Annotated in this window: 20 protein-coding genes; 10 read left to right on the top strand and 10 right to left on the bottom strand. The window is 29.8% G+C overall.

What is annotated here, in order from left to right; all coding sequences use genetic code 11:
• Positions 1 to 79: 79 nt before the first annotated feature.
• Entirely contained in the window at positions 80 to 955 is an 876-nt protein-coding gene (locus tag B4L98_RS12250) for a hypothetical protein (RefSeq protein WP_286496299.1), read from the bottom strand.
• A 178-nt stretch (positions 956 to 1,133) separates the two neighbouring features.
• On the opposite strand from B4L98_RS12250, the gene pepE reads away from it, so the two are divergent.
• From pepE to lpdA, 4 genes are all read left to right on the top strand, one after another.
• Positions 1,134 to 1,856 carry a dipeptidase PepE gene (gene pepE / locus B4L98_RS12245; RefSeq protein WP_286496298.1) on the top strand — a complete coding sequence of 241 codons (723 nt, stop codon included), beginning with the start codon at positions 1,134 to 1,136 and terminating at the stop codon, positions 1,854 to 1,856.
• Between the two features lie 43 nt (positions 1,857 to 1,899).
• Complete coding sequence (locus B4L98_RS12240) at positions 1,900 to 2,220, top strand: hypothetical protein (RefSeq protein WP_125349335.1); 321 nt, start codon at positions 1,900 to 1,902, stop codon at positions 2,218 to 2,220.
• Positions 2,210 to 2,917: a S41 family peptidase gene (locus B4L98_RS12235; protein ID WP_291059615.1), complete on the top strand. Its 708-nt coding sequence runs from the start codon at positions 2,210 to 2,212 to the stop codon at positions 2,915 to 2,917. The genes B4L98_RS12240 and B4L98_RS12235 overlap by 11 nt, the downstream gene beginning before the upstream one ends.
• A 118-nt stretch (positions 2,918 to 3,035) precedes the next feature.
• The gene (gene lpdA, locus B4L98_RS12230) at positions 3,036 to 4,436 is read left to right on the top strand and encodes a dihydrolipoyl dehydrogenase (protein ID WP_115000751.1); all 1,401 of its coding nucleotides are present in this window, start codon (positions 3,036 to 3,038) and stop codon (positions 4,434 to 4,436) included.
• Between the two features lie 196 nt (positions 4,437 to 4,632).
• On the opposite strand, the gene B4L98_RS12225 is transcribed toward lpdA, so the two are convergent.
• Positions 4,633 to 5,376, bottom strand: coding sequence for a hypothetical protein (locus B4L98_RS12225; protein WP_286496295.1), 744 nt, complete (start codon positions 5,374 to 5,376; stop codon positions 4,633 to 4,635).
• 71 nt (positions 5,377 to 5,447) lie between these two features.
• Here B4L98_RS12225 and B4L98_RS12220 point away from each other — a divergent pair, with 71 nt between their 5' ends.
• Both B4L98_RS12220 and B4L98_RS12215 read left to right on the top strand, forming a co-directional pair.
• A complete protein-coding gene (locus B4L98_RS12220; protein WP_038331486.1) occupies positions 5,448 to 6,146 on the top strand; it encodes a pseudouridine synthase in 699 nt (232 codons plus the stop codon).
• A gap of 114 nt (positions 6,147 to 6,260) precedes the next feature.
• Entirely contained in the window at positions 6,261 to 6,854 is a 594-nt protein-coding gene (locus tag B4L98_RS12215) for a hypothetical protein (protein ID WP_291078329.1), read from the top strand.
• Positions 6,855 to 6,886: 32 nt separating this feature from the next.
• Here the strand turns inward: B4L98_RS12215 and B4L98_RS12210 are convergent, their stop codons facing one another.
• The 6 genes from B4L98_RS12210 to B4L98_RS12185 form a co-directional block, all read right to left on the bottom strand.
• Entirely contained in the window at positions 6,887 to 8,023 is a 1,137-nt protein-coding gene (locus tag B4L98_RS12210; protein WP_291049304.1) for a DUF6438 domain-containing protein, read from the bottom strand.
• Between the two features lie 75 nt (positions 8,024 to 8,098).
• Positions 8,099 to 8,683, bottom strand: coding sequence for a ZIP family metal transporter (locus tag B4L98_RS12205; RefSeq protein WP_291078327.1), 585 nt, complete (start codon positions 8,681 to 8,683; stop codon positions 8,099 to 8,101).
• Positions 8,684 to 8,802: 119 nt separating this feature from the next.
• Complete coding sequence (locus tag B4L98_RS12200) at positions 8,803 to 9,549, bottom strand: class I SAM-dependent methyltransferase (protein ID WP_291078325.1); 747 nt, start codon at positions 9,547 to 9,549, stop codon at positions 8,803 to 8,805.
• On the bottom strand, positions 9,540 to 9,917 hold the full coding sequence (locus B4L98_RS12195; protein ID WP_221855881.1) for a Fur family transcriptional regulator: 378 nt from the start codon (positions 9,915 to 9,917) through the stop codon (positions 9,540 to 9,542). Before B4L98_RS12195 ends, B4L98_RS12200 begins: the two co-directional genes overlap by 10 nt.
• A 165-nt stretch (positions 9,918 to 10,082) precedes the next feature.
• Entirely contained in the window at positions 10,083 to 11,864 is a 1,782-nt protein-coding gene (locus B4L98_RS12190) for an aminopeptidase P family protein (protein ID WP_291078324.1), read from the bottom strand.
• Positions 11,865 to 11,962: 98 nt separating this feature from the next.
• Positions 11,963 to 12,436, bottom strand: a complete 474-nt coding sequence (locus tag B4L98_RS12185; RefSeq protein WP_038331503.1) for a DUF4265 domain-containing protein — start codon at positions 12,434 to 12,436, stop codon at positions 11,963 to 11,965.
• 98 nt (positions 12,437 to 12,534) lie between these two features.
• Here B4L98_RS12185 and B4L98_RS12180 point away from each other — a divergent pair, with 98 nt between their 5' ends.
• From B4L98_RS12180 to rimO, 4 genes are all read left to right on the top strand, one after another.
• The gene (locus B4L98_RS12180; RefSeq protein WP_221855924.1) at positions 12,535 to 13,692 is read left to right on the top strand and encodes a THUMP domain-containing class I SAM-dependent RNA methyltransferase; all 1,158 of its coding nucleotides are present in this window, start codon (positions 12,535 to 12,537) and stop codon (positions 13,690 to 13,692) included.
• A 5-nt stretch (positions 13,693 to 13,697) separates the two neighbouring features.
• Positions 13,698 to 14,132: a DUF2750 domain-containing protein gene (locus B4L98_RS12175; RefSeq protein ID WP_221855886.1), complete on the top strand. Its 435-nt coding sequence runs from the start codon at positions 13,698 to 13,700 to the stop codon at positions 14,130 to 14,132.
• Between the two features lie 6 nt (positions 14,133 to 14,138).
• Complete coding sequence (locus tag B4L98_RS12170; protein WP_221855888.1) at positions 14,139 to 15,176, top strand: glycosyltransferase; 1,038 nt, start codon at positions 14,139 to 14,141, stop codon at positions 15,174 to 15,176.
• Positions 15,177 to 15,533: 357 nt separating this feature from the next.
• Positions 15,534 to 16,838: a 30S ribosomal protein S12 methylthiotransferase RimO gene (rimO, locus tag B4L98_RS12165; RefSeq protein ID WP_280037970.1), complete on the top strand. Its 1,305-nt coding sequence runs from the start codon at positions 15,534 to 15,536 to the stop codon at positions 16,836 to 16,838.
• A 64-nt stretch (positions 16,839 to 16,902) separates the two neighbouring features.
• Here rimO and B4L98_RS12160 read toward each other — a convergent pair whose 3' ends face one another.
• Together B4L98_RS12160 and B4L98_RS12155 are read right to left on the bottom strand one after the other, a co-directional pair.
• On the bottom strand, positions 16,903 to 17,253 hold the full coding sequence (locus B4L98_RS12160) for a hypothetical protein (RefSeq protein ID WP_219035247.1): 351 nt from the start codon (positions 17,251 to 17,253) through the stop codon (positions 16,903 to 16,905).
• A 21-nt stretch (positions 17,254 to 17,274) separates the two neighbouring features.
• Complete coding sequence (locus tag B4L98_RS12155) at positions 17,275 to 18,957, bottom strand: RluA family pseudouridine synthase (RefSeq protein ID WP_291078322.1); 1,683 nt, start codon at positions 18,955 to 18,957, stop codon at positions 17,275 to 17,277.
• Between the last annotated feature and the right edge of the window lie 217 nt (positions 18,958 to 19,174).

Below are 19,174 nucleotides of genomic sequence, written 5' to 3'. Positions count from 1 at the left end.
GTTTGAGAGGTGAAGATACGAAGATGATTTTAATGTTGAAATAAGTGAAGAAAAAAAGAGAAAATTTATAGAACTTATTTTATTTATTCATAATAGAATCTATTTTCAACGTTAACTTATCAGCACCTTTTGCATTTAGATGATCTGAATTTTTGAAATCTTTTTTATTGAAATCTTTATTATTAATAAAATAATCGATGAAAACGACATTATCGTATTTCGATAAGCGATTAATATTATTTTTTAAGTTGAAATATTGAGGTGTATTTATGACATAATTTTTATATAAATTGGTTGTAGGAGTAGCCAATAGAACAATTTTTATATCATTTGATTTTGCTTGTTTTATAATTTGTTCTAAATCATAAAAATGTGTTTTTATAATACGTTGTACTTGATTTGAATTTAAATTTGCACGATGTCTTTCAAACGTTTTTTTAGCGTAAATACTATCATTCCAACTTGGTTCGTATCGCTTTTTTATATAACCATTAATATCTATTGTTAAATTATTTTTATCCTGAATCCAATAATCTTTTATTCGATTATAATTAACATCAATAGGTTCTGAAAAAATTTCGTAATTAAGATTAAAGTCGTTATTATTTATATCAATTTTCCAATAAATTGAATAATATTTTAATTTCTTTTGATTAAAATTATTCAATTGTTTTGTAAACGAAAAATACGAAATGGGAATAATAATGGTTTTTAAATTGGGTAAATATTTTCGATTTTGTTCAAAAATTTTATAATCTAAATCTAGTGATTGAGCAGAATGTGCAGCATTAAAAGTTTTATTGGTAAATAATTTTGGATTGAGCCCTGTAAAAGTATGTGAACTTCCAAGAATCAAAGTTTCTATTTGTTTTCCATTTTCTTTTAAATAATCTGCTTTGTATTTGTAATCGTTGGGAATTTTTCGAAGTGTTTGTTCTATTCCAATTATTATCATAATGACAACTATGAATAAAGGTATTATGAAGCGTACTATTTTTTTCATGCAGATTTAAAAATCTTGAAATTCTATTTTTTTAGAATTGCACAAAAGTAATCTAATTCGGTATAATTTTTTGTCAATTTTTTACCTACTTTCTTATTTTAAACTTACTTTTGAGTTAAAATTCAATAACATGATAAACCCAAATGATAGACTATTAGTGATAAGTACGAGTACTATTCACGGCTATAGTTTTTTAGAATATATAAAAGATGAAATCAAAGAATTTATTCAATCTGATGAAATTATTTTTGTTCCTTATGCGCGACCTTCGGGAATTTCGTACGATGAATATACGCAAAATGTAAAAGATGCTTTGCAAACGGTTGGGGTTTCTGTAAAAGGTTTGCATACTTTCGAGAATAAAAAAGAAGCAATTTTGCATGCGAAAGCGATTTTTATTGGAGGAGGAAATACATTTTTATTGCTAAAAACGTTGTATGAAATTGGTTTGGTAGAAGAGTTGAGAAGTGCTGTACATAACGGAACACCATATATTGGTACAAGTGCTGGAAGTAATTTGACAGGTTTAACAATTGGTACAACAAATGATATGCCGATTGTTTATCCGCCAAGTTTTGATGCGTTACAATTTTTACCTTTTAATATTAATCCGCATTATTTGGATCCTGATCCAAATTCTACACATAAAGGTGAAACAAGAGAAACTCGTATCAATGAATTTCACAAGTTTAATCATCAAGTTGTCGTTGGATTGAGAGAAGGAAGTTGGCTTCGTGTAGAAAATGGAGTAGTGGAATTGAAAGGAAAATTATCGGCCCGAATTTTTAGACAGAGCGAACAACCAATTGAAATTGAATCCGGTATTTTAGAGGAAAAAGTTTATAGTATTTAAAAATCATTTATCTTTAAATTTCATAATATGAATTTAGAGAACAATGAGGATAAATAAATTTTCTTTTATTTTTTTGATCCTTTTTACATTTGGTTGTAAAGAAAAGATCGTTAGTGAATCATCAGTTTCAGAGATTCCATCTGATTATGAAGAATTATTTTCTGTCATGAAAAAAGGCTTTATCGATAGAGATAAAATTGATTGGGAGAATTTGGAGAAAAAAGTAATCGAGAAAACTAAAATATCGAAAGATTCGGCGATTGTAGAGGCAATTACTTTATTAGGAAATAATCATACACATTATCTTACGAAAGATAAAGTGTTATTAACAGGTCGTTTTCCGAAAGCAAAAGTTGAAAGATAAAGTGTTATTAACAGGTCGTTTTCCGAAAGCAAAAGTTGATAGCGCTTGTTTGTTAAAAGTAGAAGATAATAATAAGTTAACTAAAATTCCTGACGTTGCGTATATTAGGATTAAGCGTCATGGGTACAATAAAACAATAAGTGATAAAGACTATATTTTCAATAATCTGAAAATTATTTCTGAACAAGCAAATTCTAATTATTGGATTATCGATTTGAGAGATAATACGGGAGGTTCTAATTGGGTAATGATAACATCTTTATTACCATTTTTTGAAGATAATGTATTAGGATATTCTAAAATTAATAATGATGATATTCCTTGGTCAAAAAAAGATGGATGTTTTTTTAATGGAGTTAATAATTTATCAAAAGGATATATTAATTATCCGATAATAAATACAATTCATCCAAGGAAAATTTATGTTTTGATTAATCATAGGACAAGTAGTGCGGGCGAAGCTACATTAATTACGTTAAAATCACTTTCGAATGTGAAAGTTCTAGGTAAGAAAACGATGGGAGCAGCTACTATGAATACGAATACAAAATTGTCTAATGGCGATATGCTTAATTTAACAGCTGGATATATGATGGATGCTAAAAAGAACATTTATCCATATGGAATTGAGCCAGATTATGAATTGTGCACAGAAGATGAAATTTTAAACTTTATCAAATCAGATATTAAAGAATAGCTTATTTTTCCCAATTTCCTAACAAAATTCATTACAATTTTATAACGAAAATCTATTCGATATTGGTTATATTTGTAGAGTTTAAATTAATTATAATAATAAATCAAAATAAAACTATATGAGTTCTTATGATGTAGCCGTAATTGGTGCTGGACCTGGAGGATATGTTGCAGCTATTCGCGCAGCGCAATTAGGATTTAAAACAGCAATTATCGAGAAAGAAAGTTTAGGAGGTACATGTCTTAATGTAGGATGTATTCCATCAAAAGCTTTATTAGATTCTTCTCACCACTATTACGATGCTGTAAATCACTTTAAAGAGCACGGAATCGAAATCGATGCTCCAAAAGTAAACTTCACTCAAATGATTGCTCGAAAAGCAGGTGTTGTAGATACTAACGTAGCTGGTATCAAATACTTGATGAGTAAAAATAACATTGATGTGTTAGAAGGTACTGGTGCTTTTAAAGATGCAACTCATATTGTAGTTACAGCTAAAGACGGTTCTACTCAAGAAATTGAAGCTAAAAATACAATTATTGCAACTGGATCAGTTTCATCTGAATTACCATTTGCACCAACAGATAAAACTCGTATCATCACTTCTACAGAAGCATTAGCTTTATCTGAAGTTCCAAAACACTTAATCGTTATCGGTGGTGGTGTTATCGGATTAGAGTTAGGATCTGTTTACTTACGTTTGGGTTCTCAAGTAACTGTTGTAGAATATGCAGACCGTGTTATTCCAGGAATGGATGGTGCTTTGTCTAAAGAGTTGACAAAAGTATTGAAAAAACAAGGAATGAAATTCCACACTTCAACTGGTGTAACTTCTGTTGTAAATAACGGAAATGATGTTACATTAAAAGCAACTTCTAAAAAAGGAGAAGAAATCGAAATTAACGGAGATTACGCTTTAGTAGCTGTTGGTCGTCGTGCTTTCACAGGATCTTTAGGTTTAGAAAACGTAGGAGTAGAGGTTGACGAAAGAGGTCGTATCAAAACAAACGATCACTTACAAACTAATGTTTCTAACATTTATGCGATTGGTGACGTTGTTGCTGGTGCAATGTTAGCACATAAAGCAGAAGAAGAAGGTGTTTTAGTTGCTGAGCAATTAGCAGGTCAAAAACCTCATATCAACTATAACTTAATTCCTGGTGTTGTTTATACTTGGCCAGAAGTTGCAGGAGTTGGTAAAACAGAAGAGCAATTAAAAGAAGAAGGAGTAGAGTACAAAGTTGGTTCTTTCCCTTTCAAAGCTTTAGGACGTGCTCGTGCATCTATGGATACAGACGGTTTTGCTAAAATTTTAGCTGATAAAAACACAGACGAAATCTTAGGAATGCATATTATTGGTGCTCGTGCTGCTGATTTAATTGCAGAAGGAGTTGTAGCAATGGAATTCCGTGCATCTGCAGAAGATTTAACAAGAATGTCTCATGCTCACCCAACATTCTCAGAAGCGATCAAAGAAGCTGCTTTAGCTGCTACAGACAATCGTCCAATTCACGCTTAATCAAATAGATTTAAGATAAATTCCTAAAAAGCTGTTCGTAAGAGCAGCTTTTTTTATAATTTTAAACTTTATAAACATCAAGAATGGAAAATATCACGACTTTATTCAAAGAAAATTGGGACACAATATTAATTACTGTTATATCAGTGATAACATTTTATTTTGTATTTAAATCGAAAGAACGAAAGAGAAGAAATTAATTTTCCTTAAAGTAAACTGGGTTTGGGTAAAGAAATTCATAATTAAATTCATCTTGTATTTTTTGACTTGAAATTATTTTTCCTTCACGACTTATAGAGGAAATAATTTTCTTATTTAATTGATATTCTAACACTTCTTCTTTAGTAGGATGTTCTGGTGAAACGATATTATAAATTGATGAATTTTTATTTATATGAATTATTTTTTCGATCACTTGACAAACATCTAGATAATGTATATGATTGACCATTTGAGATAGATTAGAATGTTCTAAAGTTAAATATTTAGAAAGAAATCTATCGTTTCCCATTAGTCCGCCTAAACGTAAAATGATTAATTGATTATATTTTTCTTTTAATTGATTTTCAATTGAATAATAAGGATTATTTAAATGAATAGTTTCAATTGGATTTTCAAAAATAATTTCATTATTTTCAGAATAAATTGCTGTTGAACTAAGCAGAATAAGTTGATTATTATAATCTCCTAAAAAGTCAATTAAATGCTGAAATCTTTTCTGTAAATCGTCTAAATTATTTCTTCTTCCAAATGGAATTGTCACAATAACAAAATCATAATTGTGTTTAATTTTTTCAGATTTGTAATGATCAAAATCGATTGAAAAACAATTTTCTGCATCCGAAATTCGTTTCGTAGTTTCAATCAAAAATTGCTTTTCTAAATACTTTTCTAATCTTGATCCCAACCAACCTTTTCCAATAATCAATCCTTTTTTCATTCAATTTTATTAAGCAATAAATATAATACTGTTCTATTTTCTAACCGAAAATAACTTTCTATTTTTGCCAAATGTTAGAAATTCTTTATCAAGACGAATATATTATTGCCATTAACAAACCAAGTGGATTGTTGGTTCATAAATCTTTTTATGCGCGTGATGCGTCTGTTTTTGCGGTTCAGGAATTACGCAATCAAATTGGTGGACAACATGTTTATCCCATTCATCGTTTGGATCGTAAAACGTCAGGAGTTTTGCTTTTTGCTTTAGATAAAGAAAGTTTAAAAATTATGAATGATCGTTTTGCAACACGCGAAGTTGAGAAAAAATACTTGGCTATTTTGCGTGGTTGGTCGCCAGAAGAAATGACGATAGACTATGATTTGACGAATGATGATGGTGTAAAGCAAAATGCAATTACCTATTTTCATCGTTTACAAACGGCAGAAATTGATTTAGAATATAACAATCATCCGACTTCACGTTATTGTTTGGTAGAAGCAATTCCCGAAACTGGTCGTATGCATCAGTTGCGTAAGCATTTTCGTCATATTTTTCATCCAATTTTGGGAAGTCGTCCGCATGGATGTAACAAGCAAAATAAATTGTGGTTAGAGAATTTTGGATTGAAAGGAATGATGCTTCACGCGCATGAACTAGTGTTTAATCATCCAATTACAAATGAACAACTTGTTTTGAATGCAAAGGTAAATGAAGAATTTTCTAAAGTTGGAGATATTCTTGGGTTAGATTTAGAAAAATATAAATAATCTTAATTAATATTTCTCAATTTATCATTTATATTAAATTTATAATTCAGAACGTTAAATAATTGAAATTGAGAATAATGTTTCATAAATTAGTAGAACCAAATATTCTTGCTTATGAAACATTATTTTTACTCATTTTTTACTTTAATTCTTTTATTTAATTGTTCAGAAAATAAACCTGAAATTAAAAAGCTCACTCAACAAGAATTAACAGAAACAACAGAATTTAAAGAAGCTTCACCCGAAAAAAAACAATTATTTTCTGAACTTACAGCTTTTCAGAAAGATTTACAAAGTAAGCAAGCTCAGAAAATTCCAGATTATTTGGATTGTCCAAAACGTATCGAAGAATTAGATTTGAATACTAAAAATACAGCGATTCGTACTGATGTTGAGGCAAATTCATTTCGATTATCGACAAATTTAGTTACAGATAATTTTGATTTGATTTACAATGAATTAGATTTGAATATTATTAATGAAGCAATAAAATCTATTCCAGAAACGGATTTATTGGCAAATGATAATGTATCGACAAATGTAAAAATTGGTGAATGCGATTATCATACTTCAATTTTGATGAAAAACAAAGAAGTCGAATTTAATATTAAATCTTCGACACCAAAAAATGAATGTAAAAAAGATCAAAAATGGAAATTTGTTTCGAATGGAGAAATTCTTGTTTTAGATCATCGAAAAATGTTATAATTAAAAAAAAAGTTCAAATTTTGAACTTTTTTTTAATTTGTATAATAGTTATTATTCTCTAAAAAATTATAACCCAAATCATAATATTGTATTGGTTCATTTTTAAACTTTATTTGAAAGCGTTGATGATCCGTTTCCAATGATTCTAAACTTTTTGGGTTAAAATATTTGTGCTCAGAATTCCAATAATAATTAGGTCTAAAATTGTTTATTTTTATAGTTTTAGATGTAAATTTAAATGGATTTGTTTGATGTTTCATCAATTCTGTCCATAAATAGAACATCTGATAATTACTAAAATCTTCTCCATTTTCTGTTTTATAAAAATAAAGAGGGTTTTGAATTGAAAAATAATTTTGAGATTGATACGGTTTTTTATCTTCCAAATAATAATCCATCAATCGTAAAATATCTAATAATTGTTTAACTTTCGGTGGTCCATCATTTAAATAGAATGAAATTTTCTTGATTACTTTTTCGTCTTTTACAAAGACTAATTCTTCGTAATTACCATCTGTTGCAAGCCTTTCATATTTATTTGGTAAATTCTTAATATCAATCTGATTTAATATTTTTTTAAAGTAATTAAAATATTCCTTATTAATTTTGCCTTTGTAAAGACCTTCTATATTTGTAAATTTTTCACCATCATATATAAAAGTCCCATCAGCCTCTATTCGATAATTATAAATAGGACAAGTTCCATAACAACCACTACTTGTAACGATTATTGCATCAAATTTGTTTTGATAAACTTGTTGTGCTTTTTCTTTAACAAGCATAAAGTTTTCGAAGTAAATAGTATCATTTGTAAATTTCTTTATTTCACCATACTCGATATCTTGTTTTGTTAGTGTATTGTACCAATAAATAATGGAATCTTTAATAATGAATTTTGTCTTATAACCTAAATAATTATTTTTTTTTGTTTTTTTATTATAATTGTGAAATTGATTAGCGTCAAACAATGTATCATTTTGAAAAGTGTATAAAACATTAGGTTTGAAAAAAAAATCAGGAGGAGGTAAATCTTCATCTATCATAGTTTCTTCAGGATAATATTCTTTTATCCAATTTCCTTGTAAAGCATTATTAGCTTTACCATCAAAGGAATTGTGACAACTTGTGATAATTATTAATAGTAGAATATATTGGCTTAATTTATTCATTTTAAACTTTATTTAAATAAATATAGTGATTATTAAAAATAAAAAAAGCAACTTTTAATAAGTTGCTTTTATATATTAATGAGAATGTACATGCATTGAAACGGTTAAATAAGCGAGAATAAAACCGACTAAAATAGAACCAAACTTCTTCAAATTAAATTTATGTCCTTCATTACTTTCAAATAAGATTACTGTAGAAATGTGTAAAAATATTCCTGAAACAATTGCACTCATTTCCAAAGAATAATTAGAAATAATGGTATGTTTTCCTAAGAAATACCCCATTGGAGCAGCTAAAGCAAACAAGGTCATAAACAAAAAACGCTTTGCGTTAGATTCTGTATGTTGACATAATGCGCTAAACAAAATCATTGAAACTGGAATATTATGAACAAAAATTGCCCACATAAAATTGTGAGATTCTGCATTTGCAACAGGAATTCCTTCGATAATCGAGTGTAAAAATAATCCGCCAAAAATTCCGAAAGGAAATTGCTCTTTTTTGTGTAAATGAATATGTCCGTGTTCAACGCCTTTACTGATCGTTTCTAAAATATATTGTACAACAACACCTAATAAAACAAACAATCCAATAGAATGATGGCTATGATTTTCGGATGGATGTCCATAGACTTGTGGCAAAATTTCTAAAACGGTCATCGCCAAAAAATACGCACCACTAAAGGTTAGTAGCAGTTTTGAGTTGTGTTTATTTTTGAGTAATATTCGAGAAAATTAAACTCCTATTAACACACTTGAAATTAAGATTAAACTTTCTTTCATTTGTTTAAAACTAGAATTAATCGGTCAGAAGTTTGTTCATCAAAAGCATCAAGATTATAATTTCCAAATACTTTATCTAAAATAAAACCTTCCGTTTCGTATATTTTTTTGAAATCGTTGAAATAAATTAAACGAACAAACTCTTCAAAATGAAATATTTCGCCTTTATCTGTGAAATCAATTTCTTTTTTGATAAAACCATTTTCGACAGATTTTGTGATTTTGAATAAAATTCCATCAATCAGCTTTTCCTCATAAGGAATCATTGTCGAAACTACTTTTTCTGCATTCAGATAATCTAAAACAAAGATTCCATGTGATTTTATTTGTTGTTTTACAGTTTCAAAAACTTTAAAATTATCTTCATAATTTTCAAAATAACCAAAACTTGTAAAAAGATTGAAAACCGCGTCAAATTCGTTTGGATGATAAACTTCGCGCATATCATGTTTTTCAAATTTTAAATATTCATTTTCAAATTGTTTAGCGTACTTGATACTTTCTTCAGATAAATCGATTCCCAAAACATCAAAACCTAATTTATTTAATGTAATAGCATGTCGTCCCTTTCCACAAGCTAAATCTAACACTTTTGCGTACTGTGGAAGTTGTAAATATTTCGTGATTTTTTGAATAAAATCTTCCGCTTCTGTTAAGCTTCTGTTGTTGTATAAAATATGATAATATGGCGAGTTAAACCATTTTACAAACCATTGTAAATCCATTGTTGTTATTATTGGCAATTTGAGCAAGTTCCTGTGATGACGCAATTGCAATCTTGCATCGAAAATCCTTCGGGTAAATTAATTTTTATTTCTTCTTTCAAACAAATAAGTTGATTACAAGTTGTGCAACGAAAATGAAAATGATCGTGGTGGTGGTGTGTATGTTCACAACAGGTTTTGCACATCGCAAAATAATTTACGCCGTCATCTCCCACAACTTTATGCATCATTCCGTCTTCGCAAAAATTATTCAGAATACGATAAATCGTTGCTCTGTCCATTTTTCCTTGCAATTGTGTTTCAATTTGTTCCTGATTTAATGCAGTCGTACACGAATTGAACAAATCAATAACCGCTTGTTTGGTTGGTGTATTTCGTCTTTTCATTTCTTAATGCAAATATGTTGCAATAATACAAATTTTATGGGAAATAAAAAATCCTATTCACTTTCGAATAGGATTTTTTTGTCTAGCTGAATTTATTTTCAGTTTCTTATTTTTTTATGTCTGATTCTGAAACGAATTTAGAATGACTTTTTGTTGAAATTAAATTTACTTAGAAATAGCCTCACATTTTTCTTTTAACCAAGTTGTTTCTTTCTCATCTAAGAATGGAGAAATTTTCTCGAAAACAAATTGATGATAATTATTCAACCATGCAATTTCTTCGTTTGTCATTAAATTAACATCAATCAAATTTTTCTCAATTGGGAAAACTGTAATAATCTCAAACTTCAAGAAATCACCAAATTGAGTTGACATCGCTGGTTGAACAATCATTAAATTCTCTATTCTAATTCCGTATTCACCATCGCGATACAAACCTGGCTCGTTAGAAAGTACCATTCCAGCTTTAAGTGGCGTTAAATTTTCTTCTAAACGAATACTTTGCGGCCCTTCGTGCACACATAAGAAATGACCAACACCGTGTCCAGTTCCGTGTCCGTAATTGAAACCGTTTTCCCAAAGCGCTTTACGCGACAAAACATCTAACAAAGAACCACGAGAATTAATAGGAAAAATAGCTTGCGATAAACCAATATTTCCTTTAAGAACTAAGGTATAATCTGTTTTTTGTTGTGTCGTTGGTTCTCCTAACATCAATGTACGCGTAATGTCTGTTGTTCCTTCCAAAAACTGAGCTCCAGAATCAATTAGCAACATTTCTTTTCGTCCTAATGTATAAGCAGTTTCAGGTGAAGCAGAGTAGTGGTTCATTGCACCGTGATCAGCGTATCCACAGATTGTTCCGAAGCTTACACCTTTACAATTTTCCTGTTGTAAACGGAAAAATTTCAATTGCTCATCAACTGTAACTTCATTAATGTTATTTTCGATATTTTCTTCTAACCACATGAAAAATTTCGTCAATGCAACACCATCTTTTACCATTGCATTTCTGAAGCCTTCTTGTTCGATTTCGTTTTTAACAGATTTTAGATTTGTTACTGGAGAAGCAATTAAATTAATAGTTGAAGAAGTAGAAATTGCTTCGTATAACGATTGATTAACTCGATTTCCATCTACCAATACATGCGATTTTTCGTTTTGTTTCTTTAAATAATTGTAAACCGCTAAATAAGGTTGAATTGTAATTCCTTCATTTGCTAAAGCAGTTTTTGTTTCTGGAGTTACTTTTGCTTCATCTATAAATAAATACGCATTTTCTGTATCCACAGCGGCATATGAAATTGTCAATGGATTATAGTTAACATCATTTCCACGAATATTAAATAACCACGCAATTTCATCCAACGAATTCATGATATATACATTGGTATTTGCTTTTTTCATCTCATTGCGCACTTCCGAAATTTTTTCTGAAGCAGATTTTCCAGCAAATTTTACATCATAAATATAGAATGGATTCTCTGGTAAAGCAGGACGATCTTGCCAAGCTAAATCAATTAAATCAATATTTTTAACTGAAAGTTGATTGAATGAAAACTCGTTATAATTTTCTGCAAAAGCATTGTGCGCAAACATTTGCGGATTAAGACCAACAACTTCTCCTTCTTTTAATTGAGAAATAATCCATTCGTTGATAGAAGGAGTTTCTGGCATTCTCATTTTCATCAACTCAAAAGTCGTGTCTTTTAATTGATCTTCTGCCTGAATAAAATATCTCGAATCCGTCCAAACAGCCGCTTTTTCTAATGTTACAACTGCAGTTCCAGCCGATCCATTGAAACCTGAAATCCATGTACGCTCTTTCCAACGATTTGGTAAATATTCGCTTCCGTGCGGATCTGTTCCAGGAATAATTGTTGCGCTAACTCCATTTTGTTTCATAACCTCTCTCAAAGCTGAAAGACGATCTGTGATTTTTTCCATTTTATATCGAATTCTAAAAAATTAAACTTTAATAGCCGAAAGGTACGAAGAATGTCGATGAAGGAAAATATAGAAATTAAGAAATATTATTAAGATTATTATCTGGTTTCATCACGATGTTTTTCTGATAAAACAGGTTCTGCAAAAGCAATAAATTCATTTTCTTGTAATTCGATTAATTTATCAAAAACAGATTTATAATTTATTTTTAAAGGAATTTCTAGAACAAAGTATTTTTCATTCAGCGCTTCACTTTCACAATTCAAATTCTTGAAAATATTTCTAATATCATCTCTATTAATTTCATCATTCATTATTATAACTTGAACTGTCGAATTTCCAGAAAATTCAATTACTTTTCTAAAAGTCAAACATTCTTCATCGTTATCATATTCAGCAAATACTATATCGTCACTTGAAAAACATGGACCATAGAACGGAATATTTTCAATTTTATATAATCCTTTTTCTTTGTCTATGGTTTCTGTCCAAAGTGTTTCAACTATTTCTTCTTCTAAAACCTTACTATAATATCGAACCAATATTTTTTCATATTTAGTTTCTTGATCCATGAAATATTTTTTGTTAAGATATAAATTAGTTTAGAATATCGAAAAACAATTATTCCTTTCTCAATTTCCTTTATTTCCCGTACTTTTGTAAAAATTTTATTTCCTTGGAAAATTTCAGAATGATTGCGAAAACCTTTTTTGGTTTCGAAGAAATATTAGCGCAAGAATTAAAAGCGTTGGGTGCGGCAGATGTTAAAATTCAAAACCGAATGGTTGAATTTAATGGCGATTTAGGTTTTATGTACAAAGCAAATTATAGCTTGCGTACGGCACTTCGTATACAGAAGCCAATTCTTTCGTTTTCTGCGAAAAATGATCATCAATTGTACGAGAAATTCAAAAAATTCCATTGGGAAAATTATCTAAATGTCGATCAAACTTTTATGATTGATCCAACTGTTCATTCAGATTATTTTACGCATTCGCATTACGCAGCGCTTAAAGTGAAAGATGCTATTGTAGATCGATTCAAAGAAAAAAATGGTCGTCGTCCAAGCATTGATAAAGATTTTCCAGATGTACGTTTCAACTTACATATTTCACACGATAAAATTACGTTGTCGTTAGATTCTTCGGGAGAATCTTTGCACAAACGTGGTTATCGTGAAGAAACTGGTCCAGCTCCAATTAACGAGGTTTTAGCAGCAGGTTTGTTGTTGCAAGCAGGTTATGATGGAAAAGGAAATTACCTTGATCCAATGTGTGGTTCAGGAACAATGTTGATTGAAGCGGCGATGATTGCAAATAATATTCCGCCACAAATTCATCGTAAGCATTTTGCATTTCAGAACTGGCCAGATTATGACGAAACATTGTTTACACAAATTCGTAATACGCGTTTAAATCGAATCAAGGAATCAGAATATAAAATTGTAGGTTACGAAATTTCTCCAATGATGGTAAAAATCGCGCAGATGAATATAAAATCTGCTGATTTAGAAGATTTCATTGAAGTGAGAAATCAAGATTTCTTTACATCTAAAAAGGAATTGTTCCCAGTTTTATTGGTGTTCAATCCGCCTTATGATGAGCGTATTGAAAACAATAACCAAGAATTTTATAAACAAATTGGAGACACATTAAAATCGAGTTATCCAAATACATTGGCGTGGTTTATCACATCAGATTTACAAGCCAAAAAATATGTCGGTTTACGTCCTTCGAAAAAGGTAAAAGTGTTTAACGGTAAGTTAGAATGCGACTTTTTACAATACGAAATGTACGAAGGAAGTAAAAAAACTAAAAATCAAAATTAAAAGAAGTGAGTCAATTTATAAAAGAAATTTGTCAAGATCAAAAAGTATATCTTTTAACTTCTGAAGAAGGTTTTGCTATTTCGTATTCGGAAGAATTTGAGTACGAAGATGGCTCTAATTTAGAGGTAATTTGTTTTTGGTCGAATACAGATTTAGCTGAAAAAGCGAAACAAAATCAATGGGCAAATCATAAAATTGATTCGATAGATTTGAATACTTTTTTAGAAGAATGGTTGTTCGGAATGATTGAAGAAGTTTCTTTGGTTGGAATTAATTTTGACGAAACTTCGAAAGGAGAGGAGCAAAGTCCATTGGATACAATTTTGGCTATTGTTCATGAATTGAATCAATCAAAATCTACTTTCAAAACGAATCATTTTAAGGATTTGAACGAAATCCAGAAAGTAACTTTAGAATTGAAAGAATCATTCAATCAATAATTTATTTTGGAAAAAGAAGATTTAAAACTTTCGATAATTATTGCCGTTTATGAACGTCAAGATGAATTGACAGAATTATTGTCAAGTTTAACAAAACAAACGGATAAATCATTCGAAATTATTATTGTAGATGATGGTTCTAAAAATAAATTGGATGCGGTTTGTGCTAAATTTGAAACTCAATTAGATCTTCATTATTATTACAAAACAAATTCAGGACCAGGAAAATCAAGAAATTATGGAATGGAAAAAGCGAATGGAAATTATTTCATTTTCTTAGATTCTGACACGATTATTCCTTCGACTTATATTGAATCGGTTAAAAAAGAATTGACAACTAATTTTGTTGACGCTTTTGGCGGACCAGATGATGCAGATGACTCGTTTACAGATTTGCAAAAAGCAATTACTTTTTCGATGACTTCTTTCTTAACAACAGGAGGAATACGTGGAGGAAAAAAGCAAATTGGTAAATTTCAGCCACGTAGTTTTAATATGGGAATTTCTCGAAAAGCGTACAAAAAAACGGGTGGATTTGCTGATTTACGTGTTGGAGAAGATCCAGATTTATCAATGCGTTTGTGGGAAAATGATTTTGAAACGCGATTATTTCAAGATTCGAAAGTGATACATAAACGTAGAACTTCGTTAAAGAAATTTGCGAAACAAGTTTATCAATTTGGAGTTGCACGCCCAATTCTTAATCAACGTCATCCAAATTATATCAAACCAACTTTTTGGTTTCCAAGCTTATTTTTTGTCGGAACTTTAGTTGCATTTTTATTTTTATTGTTGAGTTTTATTCTTCCAAAACATCGATTTATTCTTCAAACCCCATTTGTTTTGTGGTTAATTTACATGTTTTTGATTTTTATTTTCTCAACTATTCGTTTTAAATCTGCGGTAGTTGGTTTATTATCGATTCAAACAACTTTAATTCAATTTTTCAATTATGGTTATGGATTTTTAGAAAGTCAATTCAGGTTGAATATTCTCAAACAGAATCCTAAAAAGGCTTTTCCGAGTCATTATCATATCGATTAAATATAAAAAATAAAGGTCAAGAGAAATCTTGACCTTCTTAATTTCAAAGCATTGCTTTGACATCTAACTTAAAATACTAATTAGCTCAAATTTAACATTTATTGTTGAAATTAAACTATAAATGACTTGTTATATTTTGTTAATCAATTCGTTAAAATATATTTATTAAATAGATTTCAAGTAGAATATCGTAATAATTGATTAATTTTCTAAAATAGTTAGTTGTTTAGAAATCTATTCTCTTTAAAGTTATTTAGGTTTAAAAATTTTTATTTTAGCTATTTATACTTGTTCCATTCAATCTTTTCGGTCAGTTCTCTCAAATATTTCGTAATTTTGCAGACTTAAATTAGAGTAATGCGTACAAAATCGACTGGAAAAAAGAAAATTAATGTAATTACGTTAGGATGTTCTAAAAATGTATACGATTCTGAGGTGTTAATGGGACAGCTGAAAGCCAATGGGAAAGAGGTTGTACATGAGCAATCTGGGGAAATTGTGGTGATTAATACTTGTGGTTTCATTGATAATGCAAAGGAGGAAAGTGTTGATACAATTTTAGATTACGTGCAACGTAAGGAAGATGGTTTGGTGGAAAAAGTTTTCGTGACAGGATGTTTGTCAGAGCGATACAAACCAGATTTAATTGAGCAAATTCCAAATGTTGACCAATATTTTGGTACGCGAGAATTACCACTTTTATTAAAAGCATTGGGTGCAGATTATAAGCACGAATTGGTTGGAGAACGTTTAACAACAACTCCTCGTCATTATGCATATCTTAAAATTGCTGAAGGTTGTGATCGTCCTTGTTCTTTCTGTGCAATTCCTTTGATGCGTGGAGGAAATGTTTCTCGTCCAATCGAAGATTTAGTTACAGAAGCTACTAAATTGGCGAAAAATGGAACGAAAGAATTGATTTTGATTGCGCAAGATTTAACGTATTATGGATTAGATATTTATAAAAAACGTGAATTAGCGACCTTATTAAAAGAATTAGTTAAAATTGAAGGAATCGAATGGATTCGTTTGCATTATGCATTTCCAGCTGGTTTCCCAGAAGATGTTTTGGATGTAATTCGTGAAGAACCAAAAGTTTGTAATTATATCGATATTCCGTTACAACATATTTCGACGAAATTATTAAAATCTATGCGTCGTGGAACAACACACGAAAAAACGAATGCTTTGTTAGATGCAATGCGTACAAAAGTTCCTGATATGGCGATTCGTACAACGTTGATTTGTGGTTATCCAGGTGAAACGGAAGAGGATTTCCAAGAAATGAAAGCGTGGGTACAAGAGCAAAAATTTGATCGTTTGGGATGTTTTACTTATTCTCATGAAGAAAATACACATGCCTATAATTTGGAAGATGATGTTCCTGAAGAAGTGAAACAACAACGTGTTGAAGAAATTATGGAAATTCAATCTCAGATTTCGTACGATTTGAATCAAGAAAAAATTGGAAAACAATTTAGAGTAATGATTGATCGCAAAGAAGGTGAGAATTTTATTGGACGTACAGAATATGATTCACCAGACGTTGATAACGAAGTACTGATTTCTGCAATTGATACCTATTTACCAGTTGGTGATTTTGTAAATGTAGAGATTATCGAAGCTTACGAATTTGATTTAATTGGAAAAGTAATTGATTAATCAATTTTAGATATAACAAAAAACCACTTCTAATGAAGTGGTTTTTTTATGCTTAGTTTTTTCTCTATTTTTTCAATATTTCATCAAAAAACTCTTTCGAATCGTTATCAAACGTAGGTTTTTGTAATAGTAATTGAGAAATTTTTACAATTTTATCAAAATCTTGTTGCGTAAAATATTCACCAAAATGTTCGTTGCAAAAATCACCTAAATTTCCTAAAACGATATTCACTTCCTCTTCGCTCAACTCACCTTTTTGTTTCCAACGTTCACGGAACAAACTTGCTGCTAAATAAGAAGAAATATCAATCAAATCATCAATCGAAATGTTAGATCCGTTTTTCAATTTTGCCATAATCAACGTATCCATATCGCGATAAATCACTTCTCGTATTGTCAAATCTTTATTTTCCATTTTTTGTATTCTTTCGCAAAATTAGAGATTAAAATTTGGTTCTACCTGAAATTTCATCAATTCTTTCGTTTTTGGATGAGTAAATTCCAAAGATTCAGCATGTAAATGCAAACGATTTGCTTTTTTTCCATATAAATCATCGCCAATAATTGGTGCATTTAGTCCCAAACGATGCGAAGCATGCATGCGCAATTGATGTGTACGACCAGTAATCGGATAAAAATAGACAAGCGTTTTATTGTCCTTTCTTGCAATGACTTCATATTTTGTCTGCGCCATTTTTCCATGTTCATAAGAAACCATTTGTCGTGGTCTATCGTCCAAATCGACACGCAAAGGCAAATCTATAAAACCATTATCGTGCTCAATATTTCCATCTAAAAGGGCAATATAGCGTTTATTAACTTTACGTTTAATAAATTGTTGTTGAAGAAGTTTATGACTCTCTTTATTTAAAGCTAAAACAAGAATTCCAGAAGTTGACATATCCAAACGATGAACAATAATCGGACCTGTAGCCAACGGAAATTGATGTTTAATTCTAAGATAAACCGAATCTTTAATCTCAATTCCTGGAACCGATAGAAACTCTTCTGGCTTATTGATAACAACCAGATCATCATCTTGATATAAAATTTCTAATTCTTCAACAGTTGAATTTTGCTTCAACAATAAGTTTTCATTTAGTTCAATTCCATCCAACATATGTCCTAAAATAGGCTCACATTTTCCTGTACAAGCTGGATAAAATTGTCCATGTTTTCTAACTTCAGACTTAGGCGAATCTCCCCACCAAAACTCAGCCATACAAATTGGTTCTAAATCATTTTGAAACGCATATTGCAATAATTTGGGTGCAGCACATTCTCCTGCAGCAGCTGGAGGTTGTTGAAAAACAGTGTTCGAAAAAATCTCTAATAATCCTTTTTCTTGCTTAAACTTATTTAAGAATTGATATTGATTAAATAATTGATTTTGAAGAGAATTAGATTTTATTTTTCGTTCTTCTTTTAAAGAATTGATTTCATTCTCAAAAACATTTATTTTGTTTAATAAAAGTTGTTTTTCAGCATCAAGTTTTTCACTCAAAACTCTAAATTCATGTTTATCTCGTAAGCTTTGTTTTACTAAATCTTCTTCAAAAAATTGAATTTCTTCTTCAGATAAAGTTGATGAAATTGTTTCGCGTTGAGATTTTCGGTCTTTTTTATTTGATTTTAAAAGTTGTTTTCCTTCTTCAATTTTTAATTTAGAATTGATTTCAAATTGAAGAAAATCTTCTTTAAGTTGTAGATAGTTTTGATCATTTTCTAATGATTCTAAAATACGATTGATTTCATTCAAACGTTCTTCTTGTTCTAAGAAAAAACCATTTTTATTCAACATATCAAAAATAGGTGGAACAAAAAATTTGTGTTGATTAGTATTAGCCAATTTACCTGAAACTGCCGCTAAATATCCTACTTCATTCTTTTGATTTCGAACAACTAAAACACCAAACATTTTACCAATTGGAGTGGAAGATTGGTCATTTTCTAAACCAAAATTATGTTCAAAATCGGTTTGATTTTCCAAGTATTCTTGTAGCTCTCTACATGCTTGCTTCGCAATTTCAGTAGGTTCATAATAAAATGGATAATCAAACTTTTTGGGAAGTTCGTACGTAGTAATTGGATGTTTAAAATATTGAAAATAATTGGACATTTGCTTCTTTAAAATCGATGCAAAGATACAGTTTAAGCAATAAATTTTGAAATTGTATTACTCAATTCGTTCCAATAAATACCAATTATCTTTCAATTTTTTAGATATTTTATATTCATTTTGAAATTCATAACGATTTTTACTCTCTGGACTTTTAGTGTAAAATAATTTATTATAGTTAACCCGTTGTGCATATTAAATAATTTGAGTTTTTAGA

Source organism: Empedobacter sp. UBA5528 (assembly GCF_002426075.1).
Classification (GTDB): domain Bacteria; phylum Bacteroidota; class Bacteroidia; order Flavobacteriales; family Weeksellaceae; genus Empedobacter; species Empedobacter falsenii_B.
Note: the sequence above shows the minus strand (reverse complement) of the source record. Positions and strands in the feature narration are given on the sequence as shown.

Excerpts from the sequence above, each read along its gene's own strand:
- B4L98_RS12250 (WP_286496299.1), bottom strand. The coding sequence starts at position 955 with ATGATAATAATTGGAATAGAACAAACACTTCGAAAAATTCCCAACGAT.
- pepE (WP_286496298.1), top strand. The coding sequence starts at position 1,134 with ATGATAAACCCAAATGATAGACTATTAGTGATAAGTACGAGTACTATT.
- B4L98_RS12240 (WP_125349335.1), top strand. The coding sequence starts at position 1,900 with ATGAGGATAAATAAATTTTCTTTTATTTTTTTGATCCTTTTTACATTT.
- lpdA (WP_115000751.1), top strand. The coding sequence starts at position 3,036 with ATGAGTTCTTATGATGTAGCCGTAATTGGTGCTGGACCTGGAGGATAT.
- B4L98_RS12225 (WP_286496295.1), bottom strand. The coding sequence starts at position 5,376 with ATGAAAAAAGGATTGATTATTGGAAAAGGTTGGTTGGGATCAAGATTA.
- B4L98_RS12220 (WP_038331486.1), top strand. The coding sequence starts at position 5,448 with ATGTTAGAAATTCTTTATCAAGACGAATATATTATTGCCATTAACAAA.
- B4L98_RS12215 (WP_291078329.1), top strand. The coding sequence starts at position 6,261 with ATGAAACATTATTTTTACTCATTTTTTACTTTAATTCTTTTATTTAAT.
- B4L98_RS12210 (WP_291049304.1), bottom strand. The coding sequence starts at position 8,023 with ATGAATAAATTAAGCCAATATATTCTACTATTAATAATTATCACAAGT.
- B4L98_RS12205 (WP_291078327.1), bottom strand. The coding sequence starts at position 8,683 with ATGACCGTTTTAGAAATTTTGCCACAAGTCTATGGACATCCATCCGAA.
- B4L98_RS12195 (WP_221855881.1), bottom strand. The coding sequence starts at position 9,917 with ATGAAAAGACGAAATACACCAACCAAACAAGCGGTTATTGATTTGTTC.
- B4L98_RS12190 (WP_291078324.1), bottom strand. The coding sequence starts at position 11,864 with ATGGAAAAAATCACAGATCGTCTTTCAGCTTTGAGAGAGGTTATGAAA.
- B4L98_RS12185 (WP_038331503.1), bottom strand. The coding sequence starts at position 12,436 with ATGGATCAAGAAACTAAATATGAAAAAATATTGGTTCGATATTATAGT.
- rimO (WP_280037970.1), top strand. The coding sequence starts at position 15,534 with ATGCGTACAAAATCGACTGGAAAAAAGAAAATTAATGTAATTACGTTA.
- B4L98_RS12160 (WP_219035247.1), bottom strand. The coding sequence starts at position 17,253 with ATGGAAAATAAAGATTTGACAATACGAGAAGTGATTTATCGCGATATG.
- B4L98_RS12155 (WP_291078322.1), bottom strand. The coding sequence starts at position 18,957 with ATGTCCAATTATTTTCAATATTTTAAACATCCAATTACTACGTACGAA.